Source organism: Paraburkholderia sp. BCC1876 (assembly GCF_902833695.1).
Taxonomy (GTDB): domain Bacteria; phylum Pseudomonadota; class Gammaproteobacteria; order Burkholderiales; family Burkholderiaceae; genus Paraburkholderia.
In genome coordinates this window covers 335,000-360,929 of sequence record NZ_CADFGI010000007.1, presented here as the reverse complement: position 1 = coordinate 360,929, position 25,930 = coordinate 335,000, and the positions used below count along the sequence as shown (strand labels likewise).

The 25,930-nt window shown below is 63.6% G+C and carries 23 protein-coding genes; 11 read left to right on the top strand and 12 right to left on the bottom strand.

Annotated elements, in window-relative coordinates; all coding sequences use genetic code 11:
* Positions 1-2 precede the first annotated feature (2 nt).
* Positions 3-794 (bottom strand): paraquat-inducible protein A, encoded by a 792-nt coding sequence (locus tag HWY05_RS25460; RefSeq protein ID WP_176060007.1) that lies wholly within the window; start codon positions 792-794, stop codon positions 3-5.
* A gap of 438 nt (positions 795-1,232) precedes the next feature.
* Between HWY05_RS25460 and HWY05_RS25455 the strand changes: the two genes are divergently transcribed.
* The 4 genes from HWY05_RS25455 (at position 1,233) to HWY05_RS25440 (ending at position 4,572) form a co-directional block, all read left to right on the top strand.
* Entirely contained in the window at positions 1,233-1,793 is a 561-nt protein-coding gene (locus HWY05_RS25455) for a cytochrome b (protein ID WP_035553347.1), read from the top strand.
* A gap of 8 nt (positions 1,794-1,801) precedes the next feature.
* Positions 1,802-2,365, top strand: a complete 564-nt coding sequence (locus tag HWY05_RS25450; RefSeq protein ID WP_176060006.1) for a YceI family protein — start codon at positions 1,802-1,804, stop codon at positions 2,363-2,365.
* Positions 2,366-2,425: 60 nt separating this feature from the next.
* Positions 2,426-2,992, top strand: a complete 567-nt coding sequence (locus HWY05_RS25445) for a YceI family protein (RefSeq protein ID WP_176060047.1) — start codon at positions 2,426-2,428, stop codon at positions 2,990-2,992.
* 302 nt (positions 2,993-3,294) lie between these two features.
* The gene (locus HWY05_RS25440; protein WP_176060005.1) at positions 3,295-4,572 is read left to right on the top strand and encodes an MFS transporter; all 1,278 of its coding nucleotides are present in this window, start codon (positions 3,295-3,297) and stop codon (positions 4,570-4,572) included.
* A 149-nt stretch (positions 4,573-4,721) separates the two neighbouring features.
* On the opposite strand, the gene secF is transcribed toward HWY05_RS25440, so the two are convergent.
* The 5 genes from secF to queA all read right to left on the bottom strand — a co-directional run bounded on the left by secF (position 4,722) and on the right by queA (position 10,778).
* Positions 4,722-5,672 (bottom strand): protein translocase subunit SecF, encoded by a 951-nt coding sequence (gene secF / locus HWY05_RS25435; protein WP_035553339.1) that lies wholly within the window; start codon positions 5,670-5,672, stop codon positions 4,722-4,724.
* A gap of 18 nt (positions 5,673-5,690) precedes the next feature.
* Positions 5,691-7,754: a protein translocase subunit SecD gene (gene secD / locus HWY05_RS25430; protein WP_035553337.1), complete on the bottom strand. Its 2,064-nt coding sequence runs from the start codon at positions 7,752-7,754 to the stop codon at positions 5,691-5,693.
* Between the two features lie 115 nt (positions 7,755-7,869).
* Positions 7,870-8,199 (bottom strand): preprotein translocase subunit YajC, encoded by a 330-nt coding sequence (yajC, locus tag HWY05_RS25425; RefSeq protein ID WP_035562406.1) that lies wholly within the window; start codon positions 8,197-8,199, stop codon positions 7,870-7,872.
* Between the two features lie 199 nt (positions 8,200-8,398).
* Positions 8,399-9,589: a tRNA guanosine(34) transglycosylase Tgt gene (gene tgt / locus HWY05_RS25420; protein ID WP_035553335.1), complete on the bottom strand. Its 1,191-nt coding sequence runs from the start codon at positions 9,587-9,589 to the stop codon at positions 8,399-8,401.
* A 115-nt stretch (positions 9,590-9,704) separates the two neighbouring features.
* Positions 9,705-10,778: a tRNA preQ1(34) S-adenosylmethionine ribosyltransferase-isomerase QueA gene (gene queA / locus HWY05_RS25415; RefSeq protein WP_176060004.1), complete on the bottom strand. Its 1,074-nt coding sequence runs from the start codon at positions 10,776-10,778 to the stop codon at positions 9,705-9,707.
* Positions 10,779-10,927: 149 nt separating this feature from the next.
* On the opposite strand from queA, the gene recG reads away from it, so the two are divergent.
* Positions 10,928-13,315: an ATP-dependent DNA helicase RecG gene (gene recG / locus HWY05_RS25410; protein WP_176060003.1), complete on the top strand. Its 2,388-nt coding sequence runs from the start codon at positions 10,928-10,930 to the stop codon at positions 13,313-13,315.
* An 88-nt stretch (positions 13,316-13,403) separates the two neighbouring features.
* Here recG and ggt read toward each other — a convergent pair whose 3' ends face one another.
* Positions 13,404-15,155: a gamma-glutamyltransferase gene (ggt, locus tag HWY05_RS25405; protein ID WP_081936350.1), complete on the bottom strand. Its 1,752-nt coding sequence runs from the start codon at positions 15,153-15,155 to the stop codon at positions 13,404-13,406.
* Between the two features lie 169 nt (positions 15,156-15,324).
* Between ggt and HWY05_RS25400 the strand changes: the two genes are divergently transcribed.
* The 6 genes from HWY05_RS25400 (at position 15,325) to ubiA (ending at position 20,062) form a co-directional block, all read left to right on the top strand.
* Positions 15,325-16,284 (top strand): LysR substrate-binding domain-containing protein, encoded by a 960-nt coding sequence (locus HWY05_RS25400; protein WP_035553324.1) that lies wholly within the window; start codon positions 15,325-15,327, stop codon positions 16,282-16,284.
* 138 nt (positions 16,285-16,422) lie between these two features.
* Positions 16,423-16,563 (top strand): hypothetical protein, encoded by a 141-nt coding sequence (locus HWY05_RS25395; protein ID WP_176060002.1) that lies wholly within the window; start codon positions 16,423-16,425, stop codon positions 16,561-16,563.
* Between the two features lie 78 nt (positions 16,564-16,641).
* Positions 16,642-18,096 carry a catalase gene (locus HWY05_RS25390; protein WP_176060001.1) on the top strand — a complete coding sequence of 485 codons (1,455 nt, stop codon included), beginning with the start codon at positions 16,642-16,644 and terminating at the stop codon, positions 18,094-18,096.
* Positions 18,097-18,181: 85 nt separating this feature from the next.
* Positions 18,182-18,355: a hypothetical protein gene (locus HWY05_RS25385; RefSeq protein WP_176060000.1), complete on the top strand. Its 174-nt coding sequence runs from the start codon at positions 18,182-18,184 to the stop codon at positions 18,353-18,355.
* Between the two features lie 162 nt (positions 18,356-18,517).
* Positions 18,518-19,006 carry a Dps family protein gene (locus HWY05_RS25380; RefSeq protein ID WP_035553319.1) on the top strand — a complete coding sequence of 163 codons (489 nt, stop codon included), beginning with the start codon at positions 18,518-18,520 and terminating at the stop codon, positions 19,004-19,006.
* 192 nt (positions 19,007-19,198) lie between these two features.
* On the top strand, positions 19,199-20,062 hold the full coding sequence (gene ubiA / locus HWY05_RS25375) for a 4-hydroxybenzoate octaprenyltransferase (protein WP_176059999.1): 864 nt from the start codon (positions 19,199-19,201) through the stop codon (positions 20,060-20,062).
* Positions 20,063-20,242: 180 nt separating this feature from the next.
* Here ubiA and proC read toward each other — a convergent pair whose 3' ends face one another.
* The 5 genes from proC to HWY05_RS25350 form a co-directional block, all read right to left on the bottom strand.
* Positions 20,243-21,058 (bottom strand): pyrroline-5-carboxylate reductase, encoded by an 816-nt coding sequence (gene proC / locus HWY05_RS25370; RefSeq protein WP_176059998.1) that lies wholly within the window; start codon positions 21,056-21,058, stop codon positions 20,243-20,245.
* Positions 21,059-21,116: 58 nt separating this feature from the next.
* Positions 21,117-21,815 (bottom strand): YggS family pyridoxal phosphate-dependent enzyme, encoded by a 699-nt coding sequence (locus HWY05_RS25365; protein WP_134960896.1) that lies wholly within the window; start codon positions 21,813-21,815, stop codon positions 21,117-21,119.
* A gap of 37 nt (positions 21,816-21,852) precedes the next feature.
* Positions 21,853-23,079 carry a glycolate oxidase subunit GlcF gene (gene glcF / locus HWY05_RS25360; RefSeq protein WP_035553306.1) on the bottom strand — a complete coding sequence of 409 codons (1,227 nt, stop codon included), beginning with the start codon at positions 23,077-23,079 and terminating at the stop codon, positions 21,853-21,855.
* Positions 23,080-23,087: 8 nt separating this feature from the next.
* Positions 23,088-24,176 carry a glycolate oxidase subunit GlcE gene (gene glcE / locus HWY05_RS25355; protein ID WP_176059997.1) on the bottom strand — a complete coding sequence of 363 codons (1,089 nt, stop codon included), beginning with the start codon at positions 24,174-24,176 and terminating at the stop codon, positions 23,088-23,090.
* Positions 24,177-24,392: 216 nt separating this feature from the next.
* Positions 24,393-25,886 carry an FAD-linked oxidase C-terminal domain-containing protein gene (locus tag HWY05_RS25350; RefSeq protein ID WP_176059996.1) on the bottom strand — a complete coding sequence of 498 codons (1,494 nt, stop codon included), beginning with the start codon at positions 25,884-25,886 and terminating at the stop codon, positions 24,393-24,395.
* Positions 25,887-25,930 lie beyond the last annotated feature (44 nt).

Genomic DNA, 25,930 nt, shown 5'->3' with positions numbered 1-25,930 from the left:
GCTCATCCTTGACGCGGCTCAGGCGGCACGCCTGGCGGCAATCCGGCGCGTGCCGTGGGGTGATCCGCGGGTTGGTCCGCCGGGTGATCCGCGTCCCGTATCTCGGGCGGCGCGGGCGGGCCGGCCTGCGCATTAAGCTGGGCCGCGGCGCTATCGGCGGAAGTGCGCGGCAGCGGACGCTGGCTGCGATCGCCGAGTTCGTCGGCGAGGTCCCATAGAATGCGCGGATCGAACGTGACGACCACCGCGAACATCAGCGTCAGCACGCCGAACGCGAACAGCGCGGCTTCGGGAATCACGCGCGCGAGGCTCACCATCTTCACGATCGTGATCAGCACACCGAGCATGAACACTTCGATCATGCCCCACGGACGCACGAACTGGATCGCGCGCAACACCCGGTTGAAGCCGGCGGGCACATAGCCGGCGCGCAACGGGATCAGCACATAGAGCAGCGCAAGCAACTCGGTGAGCGGAAACAGAATGGTCGAGCAGAACACCATGACCGCGACGATCTGCATGTCCTCGCCCCACAGTGCCATCAGCGCGCCGAACAGCGTGGTCTGCGAGGTAATGCCGTTGGTTTCCAGTTCGACGATCGGGAAGCCCTGCGCGATCAGGAAGGTGATCAGCGCGGCCAGCGTCATCGCGCTGATTTTGTCGAGCTTGCGCGAGACGCCGCGATAGAGCGTCGCGCCGCAGCGCGGACAGCGCGCGGATGTGCGCCCCACAAGCCGTGGCTTGCGGAACAGCGTATCGCATTCATGGCACGCGATCAGATTGTCTTGTTCCATACGGCAGAGGGCTAACGGTGAAGGGGAGCGAGACTATGCCGGTTTTTTATGGCGAGGCTGACAAAATGGGTGCAGCAATAGTACCAAACGCGCTCCCGCGTCGCATCGGCCGTTGCGTGGGAGGCCGCCGGGCGGGCTTTGCAGCGGTGCCGGCAGCGGTTTATTCATGCGGTTTCATATTGAATTCGCATCCTTCTGACACTCTCCGTCCCTTATTGTTCAATACGGGGTGCATCTGCACCGGAAGCCCGGCGCCTTCGCCTGTTCATCGGCACTTCATAACCCGCAGCCAGCTTTTTGCGCTTGGGGTAGCATGCGGCCTTGACGTACGCCGCAGCCGGTTCGTTCGGGCGGTGCGCGCCGATGCCATTCGCAGCGACGCCGGGAACGATCGGGCGGGTTGCGCCGTTTACCTCTCTTAGCTTGCGTCGACCTGTCATGGCACTCAATCCTTCATTCGCTGGCCGGGAGTCGTACACGCGGACCGCCATCGCCTTTCACTGGCTGATCGCGCTGCTGATCGTGTGCGGCTTCGCGCTCGGCTGGGTGATGACCGACATTCCCGGCTTCACGCCCACCAAGCTGCGTTACTTCTCGTGGCACAAGTGGATCGGCGTGACGGTGTTCGCGCTCGCGGTGCTGCGCATCCTGTGGCGCGCCACGCACGCCGCCCCGCCGATGCCGCGCCGCATGCCGGCCTGGCAGCGCGGCGCAGCGCATCTCGTGCATCTGCTGCTGTATGTGCTGATGATCGCGATTCCCGCCTCCGGCTATCTGTACAGCTCGGCCGCCAATGTGCCGGTGGTCTACCTCGGGCTGATTCCGCTGCCGCGTCTGATCGCGCCGGATCCGCATCTGAAGGAACTGCTGAAGACCGTCCATATCACGCTGAATTACACCTTGCTCGTGCTGGTCGCGCTGCACGTCGTGGCTGCGCTCAAGCATCAATGGCTGGACCGCGACGGTCTGTTGTCGCGCATGCTCCCTTTCCTCAAATAAGGATAAACATGAAGGTCTCGTTTTATCGCTACATGCTCGCCGCCTTCGCCGCGGCTTCGCTGACCGCGGCCGGCAGCGCGCTCGCTCAGGTCGACGTCGCGAAGAGCACGGTGACGGCCACCTCGAAGCAGATGAACGTGCCGGTGGAAGGCAAGTTCGGTAAATTCACCGCGCAGGTCAAGTTCGATCCGGCCAAACCGGCCGAGGGCAGCGCGCAGTTCACTATCGACGTGGGCAGCTACGATCTCGGCGACGAGAGCTACAACGACCAGGTCCGCGGCAAGGACTGGTTCGATGCGAAGACCTATCCGAGCGCCACGTTCGTCTCCAGCGCGATTGCGCCGGCCGGCGGCAACCAGTTCAAGGTGACCGGCAAGCTGACCATCAAGGGCAAATCGCAGACGGTCGTCGTGCCGGTGACGGTGACGCAGCAGGGCGGCCAGCAGGTCTTCGACGGCTTGCTGCCGATCAAGCGCTCGCAGTTCGACATCGGCACGGGCGAGTGGAAGGATACGTCGGTCGTCGCCGATGACGTGGTCATCAAGTTTCATATCGTTGCGGCACGCAAGTGAGCTTCGCTTCGTGAAGTTCACGGTCTAACAAGAACCTAGGAGCATGAATTGAAAACATCTCTGTTGATCGCCGTCGGCGCGCTGGCTTCTGCTTTTTCGGTCGGCGCTTTCGCGGCCGATACCTATCAGCTCGACCCGACGCACACGTATCCGAGCTTCGAGGCCGATCACTTCGGCGGTCTGTCGGTGTGGCGCGGCAAGTTCACCAAGAGCTCGGGCACGGTCACGCTCGACCGCGCGGCGAAAACCGGCACGGTGGACGTGACGGTCGATCCCGCCTCGGTCGAAACCGGTAACACGAAGCTCGACGAGCATCTGAAAACGGATGCGTTCTTCGACGTCGCGAAGTATCCGGCGGTGACCTATAAAGGCACGGACATCAAGTTCGACGGCGACAAGCCGGTTCAGGTGATTGGTAGCCTGACGATGCACGGCGTCACCAAGCCGCTGAATCTGACGATCGATTCGTTCAAGTGCATGCAGCATCCGGTGCTCAAGCGCGAAGTGTGCGGCGTGGAAGCGAGCGCGCATTTCAACCGCGCCGATTACGGCATGGATTTCGGCACGAAGTACGGCTTCAATATGGATACGAAGCTGCATATCCAGTCCGAAGGCATCAAGCAGTAACCGGCGAGTCACTCGCCAGCAACCCGCAAGCAGTTCGCACTGGCGTCACAGCACGCCGCTGCGGCGCAGCAAAAAAACCGCTTCGTTCGCTTCGGCGACGCAGCGGTTTTTTATTGCCCGCGACGAACGCTGCAAGCCTTATGCGACGGGCATCGGGAAATTGCCGCTCGCTTCGGTTTATTTTTTCGGGTACATAGAGCGCTGGCACCGAATTGGTTGTGCGCGCATCCAGTCGGGCAAGTTCGGGCAAGATCGGAAATCAGGCCTACATTAATAATATTTCGCGCGAACTGGAGATCTGCATGAACGCAACGACAGCAGCAAGCCTCTCGGGGAGCCGGCAGAATTCGTGGCGCGCGGTAGTCGCGGCCTCGATTGGCAACGCATTGGAATGGTTCGACCTGGTGGTGTACGGTTTCTTCGCGGTGATTATCGCGAAGCTGTTTTTTCCGGCTGGTAACGACACGGTTTCGCTGCTGCTCACGCTCGGCACGTTCGGCGTGTCGTTCTTCATGCGGCCGCTCGGCGCAATCGTGATCGGCGCCTACGCCGACCGCGCGGGGCGCAAGGCGGCGCTGACGCTGTCGATCCTGTTGATGATGGGCGGCACGCTGATCATCGCGATTCTGCCGACCTACCAGAGCATTGGCGTGGCCGCGCCGGTGATCCTCGTGCTGGCGCGTCTGATGCAGGGTTTCTCGGCCGGCGGCGAGTTCGGCAGCGCGACGGCGTTTCTCGCGGAACACGTGCCGGGGCGGCGCGGGTTTTTCGCGAGCTGGCAGGTGGCGAGCCAAGGGCTCACCACGTTGCTGGCCGCGGGCTTCGGCGTGCTGTTGACCGGCAAGCTGTCGCCGGACCAGATGGCGTCGTGGGGATGGCGCGTGCCGTTCTTCTTCGGTTTGCTGATCGGGCCGGTGGCCTGGTACATCCGCACCAAGCTCGACGAAACGCCGGAGTTTCTCGCGGCGGAAACTACTACGACACCGCTGCGCGACACTTTCGCGAATCAGAAGCTGCGGCTGCTGATTGCGATCGGCGTGGTGGTGCTCGGCACGGTATCGACGTATCTGGTGCTGTTCATGCCGACGTTCGGTGTGAAGCAGTTGGGTCTTTCGCCGTCGGTTGCATTCTCGGCGATTGCGCTGACCGGTCTCATTCAGATGGTGTTCTCGCCGATGGTCGGGCATCTGTCGGACCGGCATGGGCGCACCACGATCATGCTGACCTCGGCGTTGCTGCTGCTTATCCTGATCAACCCCGCGTTCGTGTATCTGGTCGCGCATCCGACGTTCGGCACGTTGATCGCGATGCAGGTCGTGTTCGGCTTTCTGATGACGGGTTACTTTGCCGCGCTGCCGGGTTTGCTGTCGGAGATGTTTCCGGTGCAGACGCGCACGACCGGTATGTCGCTCGCTTATAACGTCGCGGTGACGATCTTCGGCGGCTTTGGGCCGTTCATCATCGCGTGGTTGATCAACGTCACGGGGTCGAAGACGGCGCCCAGCTTCTACATGATTTTTGCCGCGGCGATCAGTCTGGTGGCGTTGATGGCGGCGCGTCGCAAGCTGGGTTTCCGCTAGAGCGATAGTTTCGCGATCAGCAGCATCAGCGTCTTCAGCACCTTCAGCACCTTCAGCACCTTCAGCACCTTCAGCGCGGTAAACGAAAAAGGCCGGTTCGCGAGAACCGGCCTTCTGCTTGGTACTTCAGCTTTACAACAACAACCCGATCAGACTTGCGCGCCTGCGTTCGGGTCGTTCGGATCGGCGCGGTCTTTCTTGTCCTTCAGCAGGTCTTCGCGCTTCACGCCGAACCACATGGCGAGCGCCGCGGCGACGAACACCGACGAGTAGATACCGAACAGAATACCGACCGTCAGCGCGAGGGCGAAGTAGTGCAGCGTCGGACCGCCGAACAGGAACATCGACAGCACCATCATCTGCGTACAGCCGTGCGTGATGACGGTTCGCGACATCGTGCTCGTGATCGCGTGGTTGATCACTTCGATCACCGTCATCTTGCGTTCGCGGCGGAAGGTCTCGCGAATCCGGTCGAAAATAACCACCGATTCGTTCACCGAGTAGCCGAGCACGGCGAGCACGGCGGCCAGCACCGACAGCGAGAACTCCCACTGGAAGAACGCGAAGAAGCCGAGAATGATGATCACGTCGTGCAAGTTCGCGATCACGCCGGCAATGGCGTATTTCCATTCGAAGCGGAACGACAGGTAGATCACGATGCCGACCACCACGCACGCGAGCGCGAGCAGACCGTCGGTGGCGAGTTCCTTGCCGACCTGCGGACCGACGAACTCGACACGCTGCAACTGCACTTCAGGCGTGTCGGTTTTCAGTGCGCCCATTACCTGATCGCTCTGTTGCGCGGACGTGAAGCCCTGCTTGAGCGGCAGACGGATCAGCACGTCGCGCGAGGTGCCGAAGTTCTGCACCTGAGCGTCGGCATAACCGAGCTTGGCCAGGCTGGCGCGCACCGGTTCCAGCGGCGCGGCACCCGGATACTGCACTTCGACGACCGTACCGCCGGTGAACTCCACCGACAGATGCAGCCCGCGATGCAGCAGGAAAAATACAGCGGCAACGAACGTCAGCAGCGAGATCGCGTTGAAAATCAACGCACGCTGCATAAACGGAACGTCTTTGCGAAAACGGAAAAATTCCATGGTCTAGTTCTCCGGGACTCAGCGGGATGAACCCGGTTTCTGCGGCGTGTTCTGCGTCGCGTTCGAAGCGTCCGCATTACGGCGGCGCACCGTCGGCTTGCCGGCCGCGCGTGCCTGCGCCGCGGCCGCTTTGCCCTTCGGCTTGGCGGTGACTGCGGCGACGGCTTGCGCGGTGTCGGTGTCGGCGTCTTCGCTACCGAGGTAAGCGGCCGCGCCTGCGGGCGCCGACTCCGGACGCCACACCTGACCGATGGCCAGCGACTTCAGCTTCTTCTTGCCGCCGTACCAGAGGTTCACGAGACCGCGCGAGAAGAACACGGCCGAGAACATTGACGTCAAGATGCCGATACAGTGAACCATCGCGAAGCCGCGCACCGGGCCGGAGCCGAAGGCGAGCAGCGCGAGGCCCGCGATCAGCGTGGTGACGTTCGAGTCGAGAATCGTCGCCCAGGCATGCGCGTAGCCGTTCTGGATGGCCAGTTGCGGCGGCGCGCCGTGGCGCAGTTCTTCACGCACGCGCTCGTTGATCAGCACGTTCGAGTCGATCGCCATACCGAGCGCGAGCGCGATAGCGGCGATACCCGGCAAGGTGAGCGTGGCCTGCAGCATGGACAGCACCGCGATCAGCAGCAGCAGGTTGACCGACAGGCCGATCACCGAGATCACGCCGAACAGCATGTAGTACGCGATCATGAAGACGGCGATTGCCGCGAAGCCCCACACGACCGAGTGGAAGCCCTTCTTGATGTTGTCCGCGCCGAGGCTCGGGCCGATGGTGCGTTCTTCGATGATGTCCATCGGCGCGGCCAGCGAACCGGCGCGCAGCAGCAGCGCGAGGTCGGCGGCGCCTTGCGGCGTGGCCTGGCCGGTGATCTGGAAGCGGTCGCCCAGTTCCGACTGGATGGTCGCCACCGTGAGCACTTCGCCCTTGCCCTTTTCGAACAGCACCATGGCCATCGGCTTGCCGATGTTGTCGCGCGACACGCTACGCACCGCACGGCCACCCGCCGAATCCAGACGGATGTTGACGGACGGACGCTGATGCTCGTCGAAGCCCGCCGACGCGTCGATAATCCGGTCGCCGGTGAAGATGATCTGCTTGCGCAGCAGCACCGGCGTCTGGTTGCCTTGCGTGAACAACTCGTCGCCCGGCGGCACCGGATCGCCCGGTTGCGGGTGCGTGTTGACCGGATCGGCCAGACGCGCTTCGAGTGTCGCCGTACGGCCGATGATGTCCTTCGCCTTCGCCGTGTCCTGCACGCCCGGCAGTTCGACCACGATGCGATCGGAGCCTTGTTGCTGGATCACCGGCTCGGCCACGCCGAGTTCGTTCACGCGGTTATGCAGCGTGGTGATGTTCTGCTTGAGCGCGGCGTCCTGCACCGTTTTCTGCACGGCCGGCGTAAACGTGCCGACCAGTTGCACGCTACCGTCGGTGCCGGTTTGCGTGGCCCACTGGAGTTCGCCGATACCGCGGCCCAGTTGCTTGAGCGCAGCGTCCGCCGTGGCCTGGTCGGCGAAGTTGATCACCACCGTCTGGTTCACGCGGTTCACACCGCCGTCGCGGATGTTGTTGTCGCGCAGCAGCGTGCGTGCGTCGGAAGCGTCGGAGTCGAGCTTCTTGTTCAGCGCGCCGGCCATGTCGACTTGCAGCAGGAAGTGCACCCCGCCGCGCAGATCGAGACCGAGGTACATCGGCAGCGCGTGCAGCGCGGTCAGCCAGTGCGGCGACGCGCTTTGCAGATTCAGCGCGACGACGAATTGCGGGTCGGTCGGGTCGGCGTTCAGCGATTTTTGCAGCAGGTCCTTCACGCGCAGTTGCGTGTCGGTGTCCGGCAGACGCACGCGAATGTTCGCGTTGGTCGACGAGTTGTCGAACGTGACGTCGTCAGGCTTGATCTGATTCGCGGCGAGCGCGGCTTCGACAGCCGACAGCGTGGTCGAGTCGAGCTTGACCGTTGCCTTGCCGCTCGACACCTGCACCGCCGGCGCTTCGCCGAACAGGTTGGGCAGCGTGTACACGAGGCCGATGACCAGAGCCACCAGCATCACGGCGTATTTCCAGAGGGGGTAACGATTCATGAGTGGTCCAACGGGAAGGTTGGCTTGGAAGCGATGCGTCCGGCGATGAGCGCGGGCGATTCAGCGGTTGGCATGGATCGCCGGCGAGGCCGCGCCGGACGCGAGAGAGCAGGCCTTACAGCGACTTGATCGTGCCCTTCGGGAGAATCGTCGTTACCGACGCCTTTTGCACGGTGATTTCCGTGCCTTCCGAGATTTCGACGCCGACGTAAGCTTCACCCACCTTGGTCACCTTGCCGACGATGCCGCCGTTCGTCACCACTTCGTCGCCCTTGGCCATGGCCGAGAGCATGTTGCGGTGTTCTTTCTGGCGCTTCATTTGCGGGCGAATCATGATGAAGTACAGCACGCCGAACATCAGGATCAGCGGCAGGAAGCTCATCAGGTTCGATTCAATGCCACCTGTTGCTGTGCCTTGGGCGAAGGCATTGGAAATGAACGACACGTTGGTCTCTCCGTTATAAATCAAAACGATCAAAAAAATCAGCCGGTTATTCTACCATCCGCCTGACGTGGGTCGGCGCGGCGAATCGGCTTTGCGATCAACCGTTTAAAGCCTTTTTCGAGCGTCGACGAAAGTAGATTGTAAGGTTTTCCGTGGCGCGCCGACGGATTCTTCCGGAGAATCCGTGGCTGGCTCAACCTCAGGGAACCTGCTCGATGCCGCGTGCACGGTTCTCGTGGAAGCGTTTGCGGAAGGGCTCGAACATTTTCGCGTCGATCGCGTCGCGGATTTCCTGCATCAATTCGAGGTAGTAGTGCAGGTTGTGGATCGTGTTCAGCTGCGCACCGAGGATTTCCCCTACACGATGCAGATGGTGCAGGTAGCCGCGCGTGAAATTGCGGCAGGTGTAGCAGCCGCATTGCTCGTCGAGCGGGCGCAGCGAGTTCCTGTGCGCCGCGTTGCGGATCTTGACGTCGCCGAAACGGGTGAACAGCCAGCCGTTGCGCGCGTTGCGGGTCGGCATCACGCAGTCGAACATGTCGACGCCGGCGGCGACGCCCGCCACCAGATCTTCCGGCGTGCCGACGCCCATCAGATAGTGCGGCTTGTCGGCCGGCAGCTTCGGGCCGATGTGGTTCAGCACGCGCATCATGTCTTCTTTCGGTTCGCCGACCGACAGGCCGCCGATCGCGAGACCGTGGAAATCCTTCTCCGCGAGACCGGCAAGCGATTCGTCGCGCAAATCTTCGAACATGCCGCCCTGAACGATGCCGAACAGCGCGTTCGGATTGCCGAGCTTGTTGAATTCGTCGATCGAGCGCTGGGCCCAGCGCATCGACATGCGCATCGAGTCGGCGGCTTCCTGGTGTGAGGTGGGCACGTTATTGGTGGCGTACGGTGTGCATTCGTCGAACTGCATGACGATGTCCGAGTTCAGCACCTTCTGGATCTGCATCGACACTTCTGGCGACAGGAAGAGCTTGTCGCCATTGATCGGCGACGCGAACGTGACGCCATCTTCGGTGATTTTGCGCAGATCGCCGAGCGAAAACACCTGAAAACCACCGGAATCGGTCAGAATCGGCTTGTTCCAGCCCATGAAGCGGTGCAGGCCGCCGTGCGCTTCGATCGTTTCGAGGCCCGGGCGCAGCCACAGGTGAAACGTGTTGCCGAGAATGATCTGCGCGTGCATTTCCTCAAGCTCGCGCGGCTGGACCGCTTTCACCGTGCCGTAAGTGCCGACCGGCATGAAGATCGGCGTTTCGACCACGCCGTGATTCAGCGTGACGCGGCCGCGACGGGCCTGGCCGTCGGTGCCGAGCAGTTCGAATTTGAGGCCGTTTTCCGGGCGCTCGAAGGTCGCGTCGTGCGACTGATGACCATCGGTCATGAATAAACTCCTGTTGCTACCGGAGAACAGTCCGGCGCAAATAGATGAATGCCGCCGGAAGGATCGCGGCGGCGTGGGGAACGGCGAAAACCTTTAAAGCGACCGGAAGAGAGCGTTAGCCCGTCGTCTCGGCCGTCGGGTCGCGACGCGTCAGCAGCATCGCGTCGCCGTAACTGAAGAAGCGGTAACGCTGCTCGATCGCGTGACGATACGCCGCGCGAATCGTCTCTACACCTGCGAACGCCGAGACCAGCATCAGCAACGTCGACTTCGGCAAATGGAAATTGGTCACCAGCCGGTCGACCACGCGGAACTGATAACCCGGCGTGATGAAAATGTCGGTTTCCGTGCTGGCCGCGCCGAGCGGCCGGCCGGCGACATCGGCGTCGCGGGCGGCCGCTTCGAGCGCGCGCATCGAGGTCGTGCCCACCGCGATCACGCGGTTGCCGCGCGCGCGCGTTGCCGCGATCTTGTCGGCGAGCGATTGCGGCAGGTGATACCACTCGCTGTGCATCTTGTGTTCGGCCAGGTTCTCGACCCGCACCGGCTGGAACGTGCCGGCGCCGACGTGCAGCGTCAGCGTCGCGCGTTCCACGCCGCGCTCGTCGAGGCGCGCGAGCAGCGCGTCGTCGAAATGCAGGCCGGCGGTGGGCGCGGCGACCGCGCCGGGGTTCTGCGCGAACACGGTTTGATAGCGGGATTCGTCGGTCGAATCGGGGTCGTGCTCGATGTACGGCGGCAGCGGCAGGCGGCCGAACTGCTCGATCAGCGTCAGGCAGTCGTCCGGGAAGTGCAGCGTGTAGAACGGCTCGACGCGTTCGCCGAGGGTCACGTCGAACGCGTCGGCGAGACGGATCGTGGTGCCCGGCTGCGGGCTCTTGCTCGCGCGAATCTGCGCGAGCGCCGTGCGTTCGCCGGTGAGGCGTTCCACCAGCACTTCGACCTTGCCGCCACTGGCCTTCTGGCCGAGGAACCGCGCCTTCAGCACTTTGGTATCGTTGAAGACCAGCAGGTCGCCCGGCGCGATGCACTCAGGCAATTCGGCGAAGCGGCGATCGACGAGACGCGCGGCGTCGGCGTGGGCCGTGTTGTCCACTTCGAGCAGACGGCTGGCGCTGCGTTCGGGCAGCGCGACTTGCGCGATCAACTCGGGCGGCAGATCGAAATCGAAATCGGAAAGCGTAAACATGCGAACGACTGGAAGCGAATTGAGACTGAATTGAGCCGAAGCCGGAGCCGGGCGGCTATGATTGCGGGACGCCAGAGCGGCCCGCGAGCCCGCGCGCTGTATGGCGGCGCTACCCTTTGACAGCCGATATTGTACTTGCGAAGCAGCCCATGCCTTTGTCCGACCGCCGATTGCCCCAAACCACCGACGAAGCGAGCGCCGAACCCAGGCGCCGCGTATCGCGCGGCAAGGCGGTAGCGGAGACGGGCGAGGGCGGCGCGGGCGTCGCGCTGGATAGCGAAAAAGCCACGCATGAAGGCGACACGCTCGGCGCCCAGGCCGCTGATAAGCCAGACGACGAGTTCGAGCCGCTCGCCGACAAACCGGATTCCATCTTCGGCGACCGGCCGGCCGGCAAATCCGCCGCGAAGCCCGCAACTCAATCCGCAGGTAAGTCCGCCGCCAAGCCGGCCGGCAACGCCACGCCCAAGCCCGCCGAAAAAACCGCCGACAAGCTCGCCAAACTCGGCCTCACGCGCGACATCGACCTCGTACTGCATCTGCCGATGCGCTACGAGGACGAGACCCAACTGACGCCGATCGGCCACCTGTTACCCGGCGGCATCTCGCAAACCGAAGGCGTGGTGTTCGACAACGAGATCGCCTATCGTCCGCGTCGCCAGTTGCTGGTGAAACTGCACGACGATCACGGCGACGAACTCGTGCTGCGCTTCCTGAATTTCTACGGCTCGCAGGTCAAGCAGATGGCGATCGGCGCGCGCTTGCGAGTGCGTGGCGATGTGCGCGGCGGTTTCTTCGGCATGGAGATGGTGCATCCGGCGGTGCGCGTGGTCGACGAAGACACGCCGCTGCCGCAAGCGCTGACGCCCGTCTACCCGAGCACCGCGGGCGTGACGCAAGCCTATCTGCGCAAATCGATCGACAACGCGTTGTCGCGCACCTCGCTGCCGGAATTGCTGCCCGAGCCGATCGCACAGACGTACATGCAGCCGCTCGGCGTGCCGACGCTGATGGACGCGGTGCGCACGCTGCATCATCCGGGCGTGCAGTCGGACGAGACCGCGCTGATCGACGGCACGCATCCGGCGTGGGTGCGCATCAAGTTCGAAGAACTGCTCGCGCAGCAGATGTCGCTCAAGCGCGCGCACGACGAGCGCCGCACGCGTGCCGCGCCGGCCATGCCGCGGCGCAAGCTCGGCGACGAGTCCGCGCTGGTCGCGCGTTTGCTGAAGGCGCTGCCGTTCGCGCTGACGGCCGCGCAGGAACGCGTGGGCGGCGAGATCGCGCTGGATCTGACGCAGCCGCACCCAATGCAGCGGCTGTTGCAGGGCGACGTCGGCAGCGGCAAGACGATCGTCGCCGCGCTGGCGGCCGCGCAGGCGATCGACGCCGGCTACCAGGCCGCGCTGATGGCGCCGACCGAAATCCTGGCCGAGCAGCACGCGCGCAAATTGCGCGGCTGGCTGGAGCCGCTGGGCGTGAGCGTCGCGTGGCTCGCGGGCAGTTTGAAAACCAAAGATAAACGCGCCGCGATCGAAGCCGCCGCGCTTGGCACCGCGCAACTCGTGATCGGCACGCACGCGATCATTCAGGACGCGGTCGAATTCGCGCGCCTCGGCCTCGTGATCGTCGACGAACAGCATCGCTTCGGCGTGGCGCAGCGGCTGGCGTTGCGCGCCAAGGCGCAGAAAGCCGCCGACGGCGCGCGCGATTTCCAGCCGCATCAACTGATGATGTCCGCGACGCCGATTCCGCGCACGCTCGCCATGACGTACTACGCCGACCTCGACGTGTCGACCATCGACGAATTGCCGCCTGGCCGCACGCCGATCCTGACCAAGCTGGTGTCCGACGCACGTCGCGAGGAGGTGATCGGCCGGGTGCGCGAGGCGGCGTTGACCGGGCGTCAAGTGTATTGGGTGTGTCCGCTGATCGAGGAAAGCGAGACGCTGCAATTGCAGACCGCCGTGGAAACCTACGAAACACTGATCGCCGCGTTGCCCGAACTGAAGGTCGGCCTCGTGCACGGACGATTGGCGCCGGCCGAGAAAGCGGCGGTGATGGACGAGTTCACGCGCAACGAAGTGCAGTTGCTGGTTGCGACGACGGTGATCGAAGTGGGCGTCGACGTGCCGAATGCGTCGTTGATGGTGATCGAACACGCGGAGCGGTTTGGTCTCGCGCAATTGCACCAGTTACGCGGACGAGTCGGGCGCGGCAGTGCGGCGTCGGTTTGCGTGCTGCTGTACACCGGACCCTTGTCGATGACAGCACGCGCACGCCTGCAAACCATGCGCGAGACGACCGACGGCTTCGAAATCGCTCGACGCGATCTTGAGATTCGCGGGCCGGGCGAGTTTTTAGGCGCGCGGCAATCGGGCGCGGCAATGCTGCGATTCGCGGACATCGAGAACGATCGGTGGCTCATCGAGCCCGCTCGCGAAGCGGCGGCGGCGTTGCTCGAAAAGTACCCGGACGTCGTGATACAACACCTGGCCCGCTGGCTCGGCGCGCGGGAGCAGTACCTGAAAGCGTGACGCCGGCAGGTCTCCGGATCGCTAGAACAAAAAAGAAAAACCCGGAAAAAGCATGCGCTTCTTCCGGGTTTTTTAGCGTTTCAAAGCATCAATATCCGACCGCCGAGCCCGCCGGACGTCGCGGATCGTTCGACCCATACACGAAGCCCTGCCGAACCTGGCCCGACACCGACGAGTCGTTGCCCGAGCTCACCCGGCTCGCCGCTTCGGTTCCCGGCAAACCCACCATGATCAACTCCGCGGCGCCCCACGGCGTCTGCTCGACCATCTTGTAGCCCATCTGCTGCAGGATCTTCAGCGTATCCGGCGACAACCCCTGCGTCTCGTAGTCCACCTCGTCCGGCAGCCACTGATGATGAATCCGCGGCGCGTCGACCGCGTCTTGCGGCGCCATGCCGTAGTCAATCACGTTGAGCGCGGTTTGCAGCGTGATCGTGATGATCCGCGAGCCGCCCGGCGAACCCAGCACCATGAAGACCTTGCCGTCTTTCGTCACGACCGTGGGCGCCATCGACGACAACGGACGCTTGCCCGGCGCGATCGAGTTGCGCGAACCCTGCACCAGCCCGAACAGATTCTGCACGCCCACCTTGACGGTGAAATCGTCCATCTCGTCGTTCAGGAAGAAGCCCGTGCCCGGCGCGATCACGACCGCGCCGAAGCGGCCGTTGACCGTATAAGTGGTCGATACCGCGTTGCCGGCCTTGTCGATGATCGAGTAGTGCGTGGTTTCCGGCTTCTCGTGCACGCCATAACCCGGTTGCACGTCTTTCGACGGCGTCGCGGTGTCGGCGGTAATCAAGGTGCGGATGCTCGCCGCGTAGTCCTTGCTCAGCAACTTGTCGATCGGGTTCTTGATGAACGCCGGATCGCCGAGCAGCGTGTTGCGATCGAGGTACGCGTGCCGCATGGCCTCGGTCATGTAGTGCACGGAGGCGGCCGAGTGGAAGCCGAGACCGCGCATGTCATAACCTTCGAGAATGTTCAGCGTCTCGCAGAGCGTGACGCCGCCCGAGCTCGGCGGCGGCGCGGAAATGAAATCGTAGCCGCGATAGCTGCACTTCAGCGGTTCGGTATCGTCGGCCTTGTAGGCGGCGAAATCCGCGGCGGTGATCAGGCCGCCGCTCTTGCTCGACGCAGCTTCGACGATCTGCGGAATGCGTCCGCGATAAAACGCGTCGGGGCCGCGACGGGCGATGTTTTCCAGCGTCTTCGCGAGATCGCGCTGCACCAGACGGTCGCCCGGCTGAAGCGGTGTGCCGTCGCGACGCAGGAAGATGCGCGCGGCGTCCGGATCGGTGCGAAAGCGCTGGACCGTGGTGTCCAGAATGTCGGTGTCCGCGCGGGTCAGAATGAAGCCGTCGCGCGCCAGCTTGATGGCCGGCGCCATGACCTGCTGACGCGTCAGCTTGCCGTATTTGCGTTGCGCGAGATCGAGACCCGCAACCGTGCCGGGCACGCCGACCGCGCGATAGCCGTACAGGCTCTCGCCGGGCCGCACTTTGCCGTCGGCGTCCAGATACATGTTCGCGCTGGCCGCGGCCGGCGCGGTTTCGCGAAAGTTGATGAAGCGATCCTGACCGTCCGCGAGATGCAGCGTCATGAAGCCGCCACCGCCGATATTGCCGCAACACGGATTGGTCACGGCCTGCGCATAACCCACGGCGACGGCGGCATCGACCGCGTTGCCGCCTTTTTTCAGCATCGCGATACCGATTTCGGAGGCGAGATTCTGCGACGAAACGACCATGCCGTTTTTGGCCTCGACGGCCGGTTCGGATGCGGCCATCGCGTGAAGGTGTACGGCGGAAAGAATAGCGAGGGCAACGATTCGCCTCATCATCGGGTGTCTCCTGCGGGTCGGGTGAAAAAATATCTGCGGTGAATCACGCGAGTTTGCCTTCAATCAGGCGCGACGCCCAGCCCGGCACCCCAAAGAGGTTGGCGAACCGACCCCATAGGGTGTATAACTAGAACCTATCGAACTCACTGCACTGATTGGTCCCCCAATGACGCTCACCGAATTGAAATATATCGTCGCGGTGGCCCGCGAGCGGCACTTCGGCCGGGCCGCCGAGGCATGTTTCGTTAGCCAGCCGACTTTGTCGGTGGCGATCAAGAAGCTCGAGGACGAACTCAACGTCCAGATCTTCGAGCGCGGCACCAGCGAAGTCAGCGTCACGCCGATCGGCGAACAGATCGTCACGCAAGCTCAGCGCGTTCTCGAGCAAACCCTCGCCATCAAGGAAATCGCCAAGCAGGGCAAAGACCCGCTGGTCGGGCCGTTGCGGCTCGGCGTGATCTATACGATCGGGCCGTATCTGCTGCCTACGCTGGTCAAGCAGATGATCAAGCGCGTCCCGCAGATGCCGCTGATGCTGCAGGAAAATTACACGCTCAAGCTGATCGAACTGCTCAAGCAAGGCGAAATCGACGTCGCGATCATGGCGCTGCCGTTCCCTGAAACCGGCCTGATGCTGCGCCCGCTGTACGACGAACCGTTTGTCGTCGCGCTGCCGTCCGGCCATGCGTGGGAAAACCGCGCGAAAATCAACGCCGACGATCTGAAGCAGGAAACCATGCTGCTGCTCGGCAGCGGCCACTGCTTCCGCGATCACGTGCTGGGCGTCTGCCCGGAGTTGATGCGTTTCTCGCAGAACGCGGACGGTATCCAGAAGACTTTCGAGGGCTCCTCGCTGGAGACCATTCGTCACATGGTGGCGAGCGGCGTCGGCATTACCGTGCTGCCGCGTATGTCGGTGCACGAGGTCAAGCCGCATGCAGGCGGTATCGACGCGGGCCTGCTCAGCTACGTCGCGTTCGACGAACCCGTGCCGGATCGCCGCGTCGTGCTCGCCTGGCGCAAGAGCTTCACGCGCATGCCCGCTATCGACGCCATTTGCGACGCGATCAACGCCTGCGACCTGCCGGGCGTCAAGAAACTGGAATTGCCCGTCGCCGTGAACTGAACGGACACGAGGCGTCAGAGGGCGGTGATCGCCGCCCTCCCTATCGAATAGATAAAATTAATCAAACACGTTAATTCGATAGCATTGTTATAGTTTCCTCCATGGATCGCCCGATCCCATAAGACACCGGAGGAAAGCATGTCGTCATCGAACCCGCAGCAAGACCCGACCCTCATCGCTCAATCGGCTGACGCCGCCGTCAGCAGCTTTGCCGCGTCGATGCAAAGCATTCGAACCGTCGCGTTGTCCCTGCTGGTCGATCGCGCGCTGTCCGCCTGACGTATCGGTTTTCCGGCCTTCGTGTGCCGCGCCTCTCCCCCAAATTCAGTTTCGATAAAAGCTCATCAGGAGTCACGCATGACCGAACGTAAGCTCACCAACGCCGCCGGCGCCCCGATTGCCGACAACCAGAATTCGATGACCGCCGGCGCGCGCGGTCCGGTCGTGCTGCAAGACGTGTGGCTGCTTGAAAAGCTCGCTCACTTCGATCGCGAAGTAATCCCCGAGCGCCGCGTTCATGCCAAAGGTTCGGGCGCATTCGGCACGCTGAAAGTCACGCACGACATTTCCCGCTTTACGAAGGCCAAGGTGTTCGCCGAAGTCGGCAAGGACACGCCGCTCTTTATGCGCTTTTCGACGGTGGCCGGCGAGCGCGGCGCGGCCGACGCGGAACGCGACGTGCGCGGTTTCTCGATCAAGTTCTACACGGAAGAAGGCAACTGGGACGTGGTCGGCAACAACACGCCGGTGTTCTTTATCCGCGATCCGCTGAAGTTTCCGGACTTCATCCATACGCAGAAGCGCGATCCGTACACCAACATGCGCAGCAACGTCGCCGCGTGGGATTTCTGGTCGCGTCACCCGGAGTCGTTGCATCAGGTGACGATTTTGATGAGCGACCGTGGTATTCCGCAAAACTTCCGCACCATGCACGGTTTCGGTTCGCACACGTACTCGTTCATCAACGCGAACAACGAGCGTTTCTGGGTGAAGTTCCACTTCAAGTCGCAGCAAGGCGTTGAAAATTTCACCGATGCCGAAGCGGCGCAAGTGGTTGCGCAAGACCGTGAAAGCGCGCAACGCGATCTGATCGGCAACATCGACGCGGGCAACTTCCCGACGTGGCGTTTCGCGATTCAGGTGATGCCGGAAGCGGACGCCGCCACGTATCGCTTCAATCCGTTCGACGTCACGAAGGTGTGGTCGCAGAAGGACTATCCGCTGATCGACGTCGGCACGATCGAGTTGAACCGTAACGCGGCCAACTATTTCGCGGACGTGGAGCAGGCGGCGTTTACGCCGGCTAACGTGGTGCCGGGCATCGGCTTCTCGCCGGACCGTCTGTTGCAGGGCCGGTTGTTCTCGTACGGTGACACGCAGCGCTATCGCCTCGGGATCAATCACCATCAGATTCCGGTGAACGCGTCGCGCGTGCCGAGCCCGCATTCGTTCCATCGCGACGGCGCGATGCGTACGGACGGCAACCTCGGCGGCAACGTGAATTACGAGCCGAACCGTTTCGGCGACTTCGCGCAGGACGTGAACGCGGCGGAACCGCCGCTCGCGGCCGGTGCGGTGGATCGCTACGATCATCGCCAGGACGGCGACTACTACACGCAGCCGGGCATGCTGTTCGCGCTGTTCGACGCGGCGCAGCGTCAGCGTCTGTTCGGCAACATCGCGCGTCATATCGACGGCGTGCCGCAGGAGATCGTCGCGCGTCAGATCGAGCATTTCCGCCAGGCCGATCCGGCTTACGCGGAAGGCGTGATCGCCGCGCTGGCCGACCTCGCCGAAAGCCGTAAGAAGTAACTGGGCAAGTCAGTTGAAGTGATGCAGCAACGGCGAGGCGCATGAGCGTCTCGCCGGTAACGATACGAATCGACGGAGCACGATCATGATTCAGATGATGTTGGCCACTATCGGCGGCTCGGCCGCCGCGCGCGGCGCGCAGCAGCAACAGGCCCTGCAACAGGCCGTGATGCTGCGGCGGGCGATGGGATTCGCGATCGTCTCGAGCGGACTCGCGGTGATCGTCGCGCAAGCACTGCAACACGCGCTCGGTGGCTGATCGCGGCGTGGCCGTGGGTGCGGCAGGCGACCACGCGTCACACGAACGCAGCAGTTTTCTACGCTAAACTGTCGGGCGTTCGAAGTGCCGGGTTTGCCGGGATTGCCATCGGCAGATCGTCACTATGCCGACCGGTTCGTATCACTCTTCAAAGGAGTCATCATGGCCAAGAAAGAAGCCGTACAGCACGTCAATATCGGAATCACCGACAAGGATCGCAAGAAGATCGCCGAAGGTCTGTCGCGTTTGCTCGCCGACACCTACACGCTCTATCTGAAGACTCACAACTTCCACTGGAACGTGACGGGTCCGATGTTCAACACGCTGCACCTGATGTTCGAAACGCAGTACAACGAGCTCGCCCTGGCGGTCGACTCGATCGCTGAACGGATCCGCGCGCTGGGTGTGCATGCGCCGGGCAGCTACAAGGAATTCGCAAAGCTGTCGTCGATTCCGGAAGCGGACGGCGTGCCGGCCGCGGAAGAAATGATCCGCCAGTTGGTGGAAGGCCAGGAGGCCGTGGTGCGCACCGCGCGCGCGATTTTCCCGTCGACGGAAGCCGCGAACGACGAGCCGACCGCCGACCTGCTGACGCAACGCATGCAAACGCACGAAAAGACCGCGTGGATGCTGCGTTCGATGCTGGCTTGATTACGGCCGACGCTTCATTGAGCTCACGCGTTGCCGCTGAGCTTGAGTAAAAACAAAGCCTCCCTGTGGGAGGCTTTGTTTTTTGCGGCGCCGGTTTTCGCTTCATACAGCGGCCTGGCCCAACTGGCAGCGGCCCGCGTTCCGCATCCCGTAAAATAGCGGCACCGTTCTTGCCCTTCACCGAATCGACCCATGTTCGCCCGACTCCCCCTGTTTCTGCGCCTCGTCCGGATGGACAAGCCGATCGGCACGGTGCTGCTGCTGTGGCCGACGCTCAACGCGTTGTGGATCGCTTCGGACGGCCATCCGACGTGGCCTCTGCTGGTGATCTTCTGCGTCGGCACCGTGCTGATGCGCTCGGCCGGTTGCGCGATCAACGACTATGCGGACCGCGATTTCGATCGTCATGTGAAGCGCACCGAGAATCGTCCGGTCACGTCGGGCAAGATCAAGGCGTGGGAAGCGGTGGCCGTGGCGGCCGGGTTGTCGCTGATCGCGTTCCTGCTGATTTTGCCGCTCAACTCGCTGACCAAGGAGCTTTCCGTGGCGGCGTTGTTCGTCGCCGGTTCGTATCCGTTCACCAAGCGTTTTCTCGCGATTCCGCAGGCGTATCTCGGCATCGCGTTCGGCTTCGGCATTCCGATGGCGTTCGCCGCCGTGCAGGGCCACGTGCCGATGCTCGCGTGGGTGATGCTGCTCGCCAACGTGTTCTGGTCGGTCGCGTATGACACCGAATATGCCATGGTCGATCGTGACGACGACATCAAGATCGGCATTCGGACTTCGGCGCTGACGTTCGGCCGCTTCGACGTGGCCGCGATCATGCTGTGCTACGCGGTGACGCTGGGAATTTACGTCGGCATCGGCGTGCAACTGGGTTTCGGCTGGTTGTACTGGCTGGGATGGGCGGCAGCCGTGGGCTGCGCGATCTATCACTACAGGCTGATCCGCAATCGTGAACGGATGGCGTGCTTCGCGGCCTTCAGGCACAACAACTGGCTGGGCGGCGTGTTGTTCGTGGGCATTGCCGCGCACTACGCAGTGGCTTCGTTGTAGATGTTCGACGCGGGCGTTGCACCTGCGCGTCTGTGCGTTTCTGGTCTGGCGGCGCCTGCGCCGCAGCGGCTCAAACCGGCGCGTCGCGCCTCACGGTTTTAGTGTCGCTGACAGCGCCCCGGTCTGGACCAGGGCGCTGCCTCTTTACCTCTTTACCTCTTTCACGACGACTCGCCGCGCTTACAGCTTGCCGAACTCGTCGCCCATTTCCCTGGCGCGCGCGTCGGCGGCGAGCACGCCGCGCACAATCGCATCCTTGATCCCGCTCGCGTCGAACGACGCCAGCGCCGCTGCCGTCGTGCCGCCTTTCGACGTCACCCGTTCGCGCAACACGCCCGGCGCTTCATCGGAATTCGCCGCCAGTTGCGCCGCGCCGGTGAAGGTGGCGACAGCCAGCGCGCGGCCTTGCGCTTCGTCCATGCCGAGCTGGCGCGCGGCTTCCTGCAGCGCCTCGATGAAATAGAACACATAGGCCGGCCCGCTGCCCGAGATCGCGGTGACGGCGTCGATCTTCGCTTCGTCGTCGAACCAGACCGTTTCGCCGACCGCACCCAGCACCTGCGATGCGAGCGCACGACCCGCTTCGTCGACGCTGCCGGTTGCGACCAGCCCGGTCACGCCCATGCCGATCAACGCCGGCGTATTCGGCATCACGCGCACGACTCGCGAGTGACCGTCGAGCCAGCGCGACATGTCTTCCATGCGAATCCCGGCGACGATGCTGACCACCAGTTGCGACGCGCTCAGATGCGGCGCCAGCCCTTCGGCGACGCTCTTCAGAATCTGCGGCTTCACGGCCAGCACGACGGCGTCGTAGGCGGCGAGCGCGGTGTCGGCGGCGGCACCGGTCTTGATGCCGAATTGCTGCTCATTGCGCTCGCGGGTCGCTTCGTTGGGATCGATCGCGTAGAGGTCGGCCGGCGCGACGCCACGCTTGATAAGACCGCCGATCAACGCGGCGGCCATATTGCCACCGCCGATAAAAGCAATTTTCATGATGTTTAGAGAGTAGTGCCGTGCAGCGCCCAATGAATCGACAAAGGGCTCACACGAGTCAGTTGGAGTAATCTCGTGCGCCGAAAATCGCGGTGCCGACGCGCACCATGGTTGCGCCTTCGAGCACGGCGGCTTCGAGGTCGCTCGACATGCCCATCGACAACGTATCGAGTTCGAGTCCGTCGTCGCGCAGACGCTCGAACAACTCGCGCAACTGGCGATGCGGCACACGTTGATCGTCGATGCTGCCGGCCGGTTCCGGAATCGCCATCAGGCCGCGCAAATTCAGCTTCGGCAGCGCGGCGATCGCCTGCGCGACTTCCACCGCCTCGGCCACGCTCACACCGCTTTTCGACGCTTCGCCGCTGATATTCACCTGCAGGCACACGTTCAGCGGCGGCAGATTGTCGGGCCGCTGCTCCGACAGCCGCTGCGCGATTTTCAGCCGGTCGACCGAATGCACCCAGTCGAATTGCTCGGCGACCGGCCGCGTTTTGTTGGACTGCAACGGGCCGATGAAATGCCATTCGAGCGACGCGCGCAGATCGGCGAGCGTGTCGATCTTGGTCAGCGATTCCTGCACGTAGTTTTCACCGAACGCGCGCTGGCCGGCGGCGTGCGCGGCGCGTACGTCTTCGGCGGGAAAGGTCTTGGAGACCGCGAGCAGCGTGATCGAACGCGGGTCGCGTTCGGCCACCTGCGCGGCGGCAGCGATGCGCTGCTGCACCGCTTCGAGGTTGTGAATCAGATCGGGCATGGCACGTAGGCGGAAACCGGTAAAGGCGATGCTCCGATTATACGGACAGCATGTGCTCGACCAATTCGATCCAGTGCGCGACCGGCGTCTGCGTGCCGCTTTGCAGATGCGCAATGCAGCCGACGTTCGCCGACACGATCACCTGCGGCTCCTGCGCCTGCAGCCGTTCGAGCTTCTGATCGCGCAGCGCGTACGAGAGCTTGGGTTGCGTCAGCGAGTAAGTGCCGGCGGAACCGCAGCAGAGATGACTGTCGGCGGGCAGCCGCACTTCCACGCCGAGCGCCGCCAGCACATGTTCGACCCGGCCGCGCACCTGCTGACCGTGCTGCAACGTGCAAGGCGGATGAAACGCCACCGTATGGACCGCGCGGCGGCGCGTGACGGCGACCAGCGCTTCCTCGAACTCCGGCAGAATTTCCGCGATGTCGCGCGTCAACGCCACGATCCGCGCGGCCTTCTCCGCATACGCCGGATCGTCGCGCAGCAGGTGCGCGTATTCCTTGACCGTCGCGCCGCAACCGGACGCGTTCATCACGATCGCTTCCACACCCTGTTCGACGTACGGCCACCATGCGTCGATGTTGGCGCGCAGATCGTCGAGCGCTTCGTCGTTATAGCCCAGATGCAGGCGGATCGCGCCGCAGCAGCCGGCGTCCGGCGCGATCAGCGTTTCCACGCCGAGCGCGTCCAGCACGCGGGCGGTCGCGATGTTCACGTTCGGCATCATCGACGGTTGCACGCAGCCCGCCAGCATCAGCATCTTGCGCTCGTGTTTCGCCGTCGGCCATTCGAGCGGACGCTGCCGCGCGGGCACCTTGTCGCGCAGTTTCTTCGGCAACAGCGCGCGGAAGTGCTGGCCGATCCGCATGGTCGGCGTGAACAACGCGCTGTTCGGCACGAAGCTCGCGAGCAAGCGGCGCACCAGCCGCTGGCCGGCCGGGCGCGTGACTTTTTCCTCGGCGATCTTGCGGCCGATTTCCACCAGCCGGCCGTATTGCACGCCGGACGGGCAGGTCGTTTCGCAATTGCGGCAGGTCAGGCAGCGGTCCAGGTGAACCTGGGTGCTGCGCGTGACCGGCGCGCCTTCCACCATCTGCTTGATCAGATAGATGCGCCCGCGCGGGCCGTCGAGTTCGTCGCCGAGAATCTGATAAGTGGGACAGGTGGCCGTGCAGAAACCGCAGTGCACGCAATTGCGCAGGATAGCGTCGGCTTCGTCGCCATCGGGCGTATTGCGAATGAAGTCCGCGAGGTTGGTTTGCATCGCGTCGCTCAGAAGTCGGGGTAGAGACGGCCGCGATTGAAGATGCGGGCCGGGTCGAAGGCGGTTTTCAGGCCACGATGGATTTTCATCAGCGGAGTGGGCAGCGGCGTGAAGACACCGGCGCCGCGGTCGTAACCGAGGCCGGTGCGGAAAATCGTGGCGTGGCCGCCGGCCTGTCTGGCGCTGATGCGCACGGTTTGCGCGTCGGTGTCGGTGATCCACCAGCGCTGGCCGCCGCCCCATTCCATCAATTGCGCGCCGGGCAATTGCAGCGGCTCGGTGATCGACGGTAACGCCAGACGCCACAACGCGGCTTTCGGCGGAATTGCCGCAAAAAACGAGTCGGTTTGCTCGCGCAGACCGGCCCAGAAGCGTTCCGCTTCGACCGCGTCGACGACCTCACCGCCGAGTGCCGAGCGCGCCGCCTTGACCGCGGATTCCGCGCCGGCGAGCCGCACGGCAAGCGTGCCGTGACGCCATGCGCTCGCGGTGATCGGCAACGGCCGGCCGCCCCATTCGTTGAGCTTGCGGACCGCGTCGGTGCCGTTCATGTCGAACTTGAGGGTGGTTTCGGCTTGCGGCAGCGGCAAGACCTTGATCGACAGTTCGAGGATCAGGCCGAGCGTGCCGAGCGAGCCCGCCATCAGACGCGAGACGTCGTAACCGGCCACGTTCTTCACGACCTGGCCGCCGAAGTGCAATTTCTGCCCCTGGCCGTTCATGACGACAGCGCCGAGCACGAAGTCGCGTGCGGCGCCTGCCGCGGGACGGCGCGGCCCGGCGATGCCGGCCGCGATGCAGCCGCCGAAGGTGGCCTGCGGCCCGAAATGCGGTGGCTCGAAGGCGAGCATCTGGTGATGTTCGGCGAGCGCGGCTTCGATCTCCAGCAAGGGCGTGCCCGCGCGCGCGGTGATGACCAGCTCCGCCGGATCGTAAGCAATGATGCCGCGATAAGCGCGCGTATCGAGGATGTCACCTTCCAGCGTCTGGCCGTACCAGTCTTTGGTGCCGCCGCCACGGATGCGCAACGCGCGTCCCTCGGCGCTGGCGGAACGCACGCGTTCCGACCATACGGCGACGATGTCGTCCTCTTCCATGGTGTCCTGCTTCGTTGTGTTTCGATCGATTGTACCGGGCGGGGGCTCGCTGGCAACCAGGAGCGGACCCGCATCGGGTAATCAGGGTAGTGGGGTTGAAAGCGCCGCCGCAGCAGGCTGCGGGCGGCGCTTGTCGGGGGCGGGTTATTGGCGGCGCGTTGCGGCGTGCCGTCTGCCTGCCTTGTGTCCTGTCTTATGCCATGTGTTACGCAGGCGTTAGAAACGCGGCAGGTCCGGGTGGGGCAGCAAACCGCCCCGCACGTGCATCTTGCCGTATTCCGCGCAGCGCGCCCGGGTCGGAATGCCCTTGTCGGGGTTGAGCAGGCCGGGTGCGTCGAAGGCTCGTTTGACCGCGTGGAACGTGTCGCGCTCCTCGGGCGAGAACTGCACGCACATCGAATTGATCTTCTCGATGCCGACGCCATGCTCGCCGGTCACGGTGCCACCCAGTTCGACGCAGGCTTCGAGGATGTCGCAACCAAACGCCTCGGCCCGGTGCCACTCATCCTGATCGTTGCCGTTGAACAGGATCAGTGGATGCATATTGCCGTCGCCCGCATGGAACACGTTGATGCAGCGCAACCCGTACTTCTTCTCCATCTCTTCGATGCGCGCCAGCAGCGGCCCGATACTGCGGCGCGGCACCGTGCCGTCCATGCAGTAGTAGTCGGGTGAAATGCGGCCGGCAGCGGGAAACGCGTTCTTGCGGCCGGACCAGAAGCGCAGCCGCTCGCTTTCCGAGCGCGAAATCTGGATGCGGGTGGCGCCCTGTTCACGCAGCACCGCGGTCATGCGGACGATTTCGTCAGCGACTTCTTCGACCGTGCCGTCCGATTCGCACAGCAGGATCGCCGCCGCGTCGAGGTCGTAGCCCGCCTTGACGAATTCCTCGACCGCGCGGGTAGCCGGCTTGTCCATCATCTCCAGACCTGCCGGGATGATGCCCGCGGCAATGATGCCGGCAACCGCGTTGCCGCCTTTCACGACGTCGTCGAAACTGGCCATGATGACCTGCGCCATTTGCGGTTTCGGGATCAGCTTGACGGTGACTTCCGTGACGATCGCGAACATGCCCTCGCTGCCGATCAGCACCGCCAGCAGATCGAGACCGGGCGCGTCCGGCGCGAGCGAGCCGAATTCGACGATCTCACCTTCCATGGTGACCGCGCGCACGCGCAGCACGTTGTGCACGGTGAGGCCGTATTTGAGGCAGTGGACGCCGCCGGAATTCTCCGACACGTTGCCGCCGATCGTGCAGGCAATCTGCGACGACGGGTCGGGTGCGTAGTACAAGCCGTACGGCGCGGCGGCTTCGGAAATCGACAGATTGCGCACGCCCGGCTGCACGGTGGCGGTTCGCGCGTACGAATCGACTTCGACGATCTTCCTGAAGCGCGCGAGCGACACCACCACGCCGTGCCGGATCGGCATCGCGCCGCCGGACAAGCCGGTGCCCGCGCCGCGCGGCACGATCGGCACGTCGAGACGGTGGCAGATCTGCACGATGCGCTGCACCTGCGATTCCGTTTCCGGCAACGCAACCGCGAGCGGCAGACGCCGGTACGCGGCCAGGCCGTCGCATTCGTAAGCGACGGTGTCTTCTTCCCGATACAGCAGACAGTGCGTCGGCAATACGGCCATCAGCGCCTGCACAACTTCGCGCTGGCGCTGGGCGAGTACTTCTGCCGTCAGTTCAGCGGGTGCGTTCATGTGACTTGTCTCCTCGTGCGTCTCGCAGCGGTAAAGCCCGCTAA

Bases quoted from the DNA above. Each gene is read 5' to 3' on its own strand.
- HWY05_RS25400 (WP_035553324.1), top strand. From the start codon at position 15,325: ATGACGCTCACCGAATTGAAATATATCGTCGCGGTGGCCCGCGAGCGG.
- HWY05_RS25350 (WP_176059996.1), bottom strand. From the start codon at position 25,886: ATGAACGCACCCGCTGAACTGACGGCAGAAGTACTCGCCCAGCGCCAG.
- HWY05_RS25460 (WP_176060007.1), bottom strand. From the start codon at position 794: ATGGAACAAGACAATCTGATCGCGTGCCATGAATGCGATACGCTGTTC.
- HWY05_RS25365 (WP_134960896.1), bottom strand. From the start codon at position 21,815: ATGCCCGATCTGATTCACAACCTCGAAGCGGTGCAGCAGCGCATCGCT.
- ggt (WP_081936350.1), bottom strand. From the start codon at position 15,155: ATGAGGCGAATCGTTGCCCTCGCTATTCTTTCCGCCGTACACCTTCAC.
- HWY05_RS25395 (WP_176060002.1), top strand. From the start codon at position 16,423: ATGTCGTCATCGAACCCGCAGCAAGACCCGACCCTCATCGCTCAATCG.
- HWY05_RS25390 (WP_176060001.1), top strand. From the start codon at position 16,642: ATGACCGAACGTAAGCTCACCAACGCCGCCGGCGCCCCGATTGCCGAC.
- HWY05_RS25385 (WP_176060000.1), top strand. From the start codon at position 18,182: ATGATTCAGATGATGTTGGCCACTATCGGCGGCTCGGCCGCCGCGCGC.
- HWY05_RS25440 (WP_176060005.1), top strand. From the start codon at position 3,295: ATGAACGCAACGACAGCAGCAAGCCTCTCGGGGAGCCGGCAGAATTCG.
- ubiA (WP_176059999.1), top strand. From the start codon at position 19,199: ATGTTCGCCCGACTCCCCCTGTTTCTGCGCCTCGTCCGGATGGACAAG.
- HWY05_RS25380 (WP_035553319.1), top strand. From the start codon at position 18,518: ATGGCCAAGAAAGAAGCCGTACAGCACGTCAATATCGGAATCACCGAC.
- secF (WP_035553339.1), bottom strand. From the start codon at position 5,672: ATGGAATTTTTCCGTTTTCGCAAAGACGTTCCGTTTATGCAGCGTGCG.
- tgt (WP_035553335.1), bottom strand. From the start codon at position 9,589: ATGACCGATGGTCATCAGTCGCACGACGCGACCTTCGAGCGCCCGGAA.
- secD (WP_035553337.1), bottom strand. From the start codon at position 7,754: ATGAATCGTTACCCCCTCTGGAAATACGCCGTGATGCTGGTGGCTCTG.
- HWY05_RS25455 (WP_035553347.1), top strand. From the start codon at position 1,233: ATGGCACTCAATCCTTCATTCGCTGGCCGGGAGTCGTACACGCGGACC.
- queA (WP_176060004.1), bottom strand. From the start codon at position 10,778: ATGTTTACGCTTTCCGATTTCGATTTCGATCTGCCGCCCGAGTTGATC.
- HWY05_RS25450 (WP_176060006.1), top strand. From the start codon at position 1,802: ATGAAGGTCTCGTTTTATCGCTACATGCTCGCCGCCTTCGCCGCGGCT.
- glcE (WP_176059997.1), bottom strand. From the start codon at position 24,176: ATGGAAGAGGACGACATCGTCGCCGTATGGTCGGAACGCGTGCGTTCC.
- glcF (WP_035553306.1), bottom strand. From the start codon at position 23,079: ATGCAAACCAACCTCGCGGACTTCATTCGCAATACGCCCGATGGCGAC.
- proC (WP_176059998.1), bottom strand. From the start codon at position 21,058: ATGAAAATTGCTTTTATCGGCGGTGGCAATATGGCCGCCGCGTTGATC.
- recG (WP_176060003.1), top strand. From the start codon at position 10,928: ATGCCTTTGTCCGACCGCCGATTGCCCCAAACCACCGACGAAGCGAGC.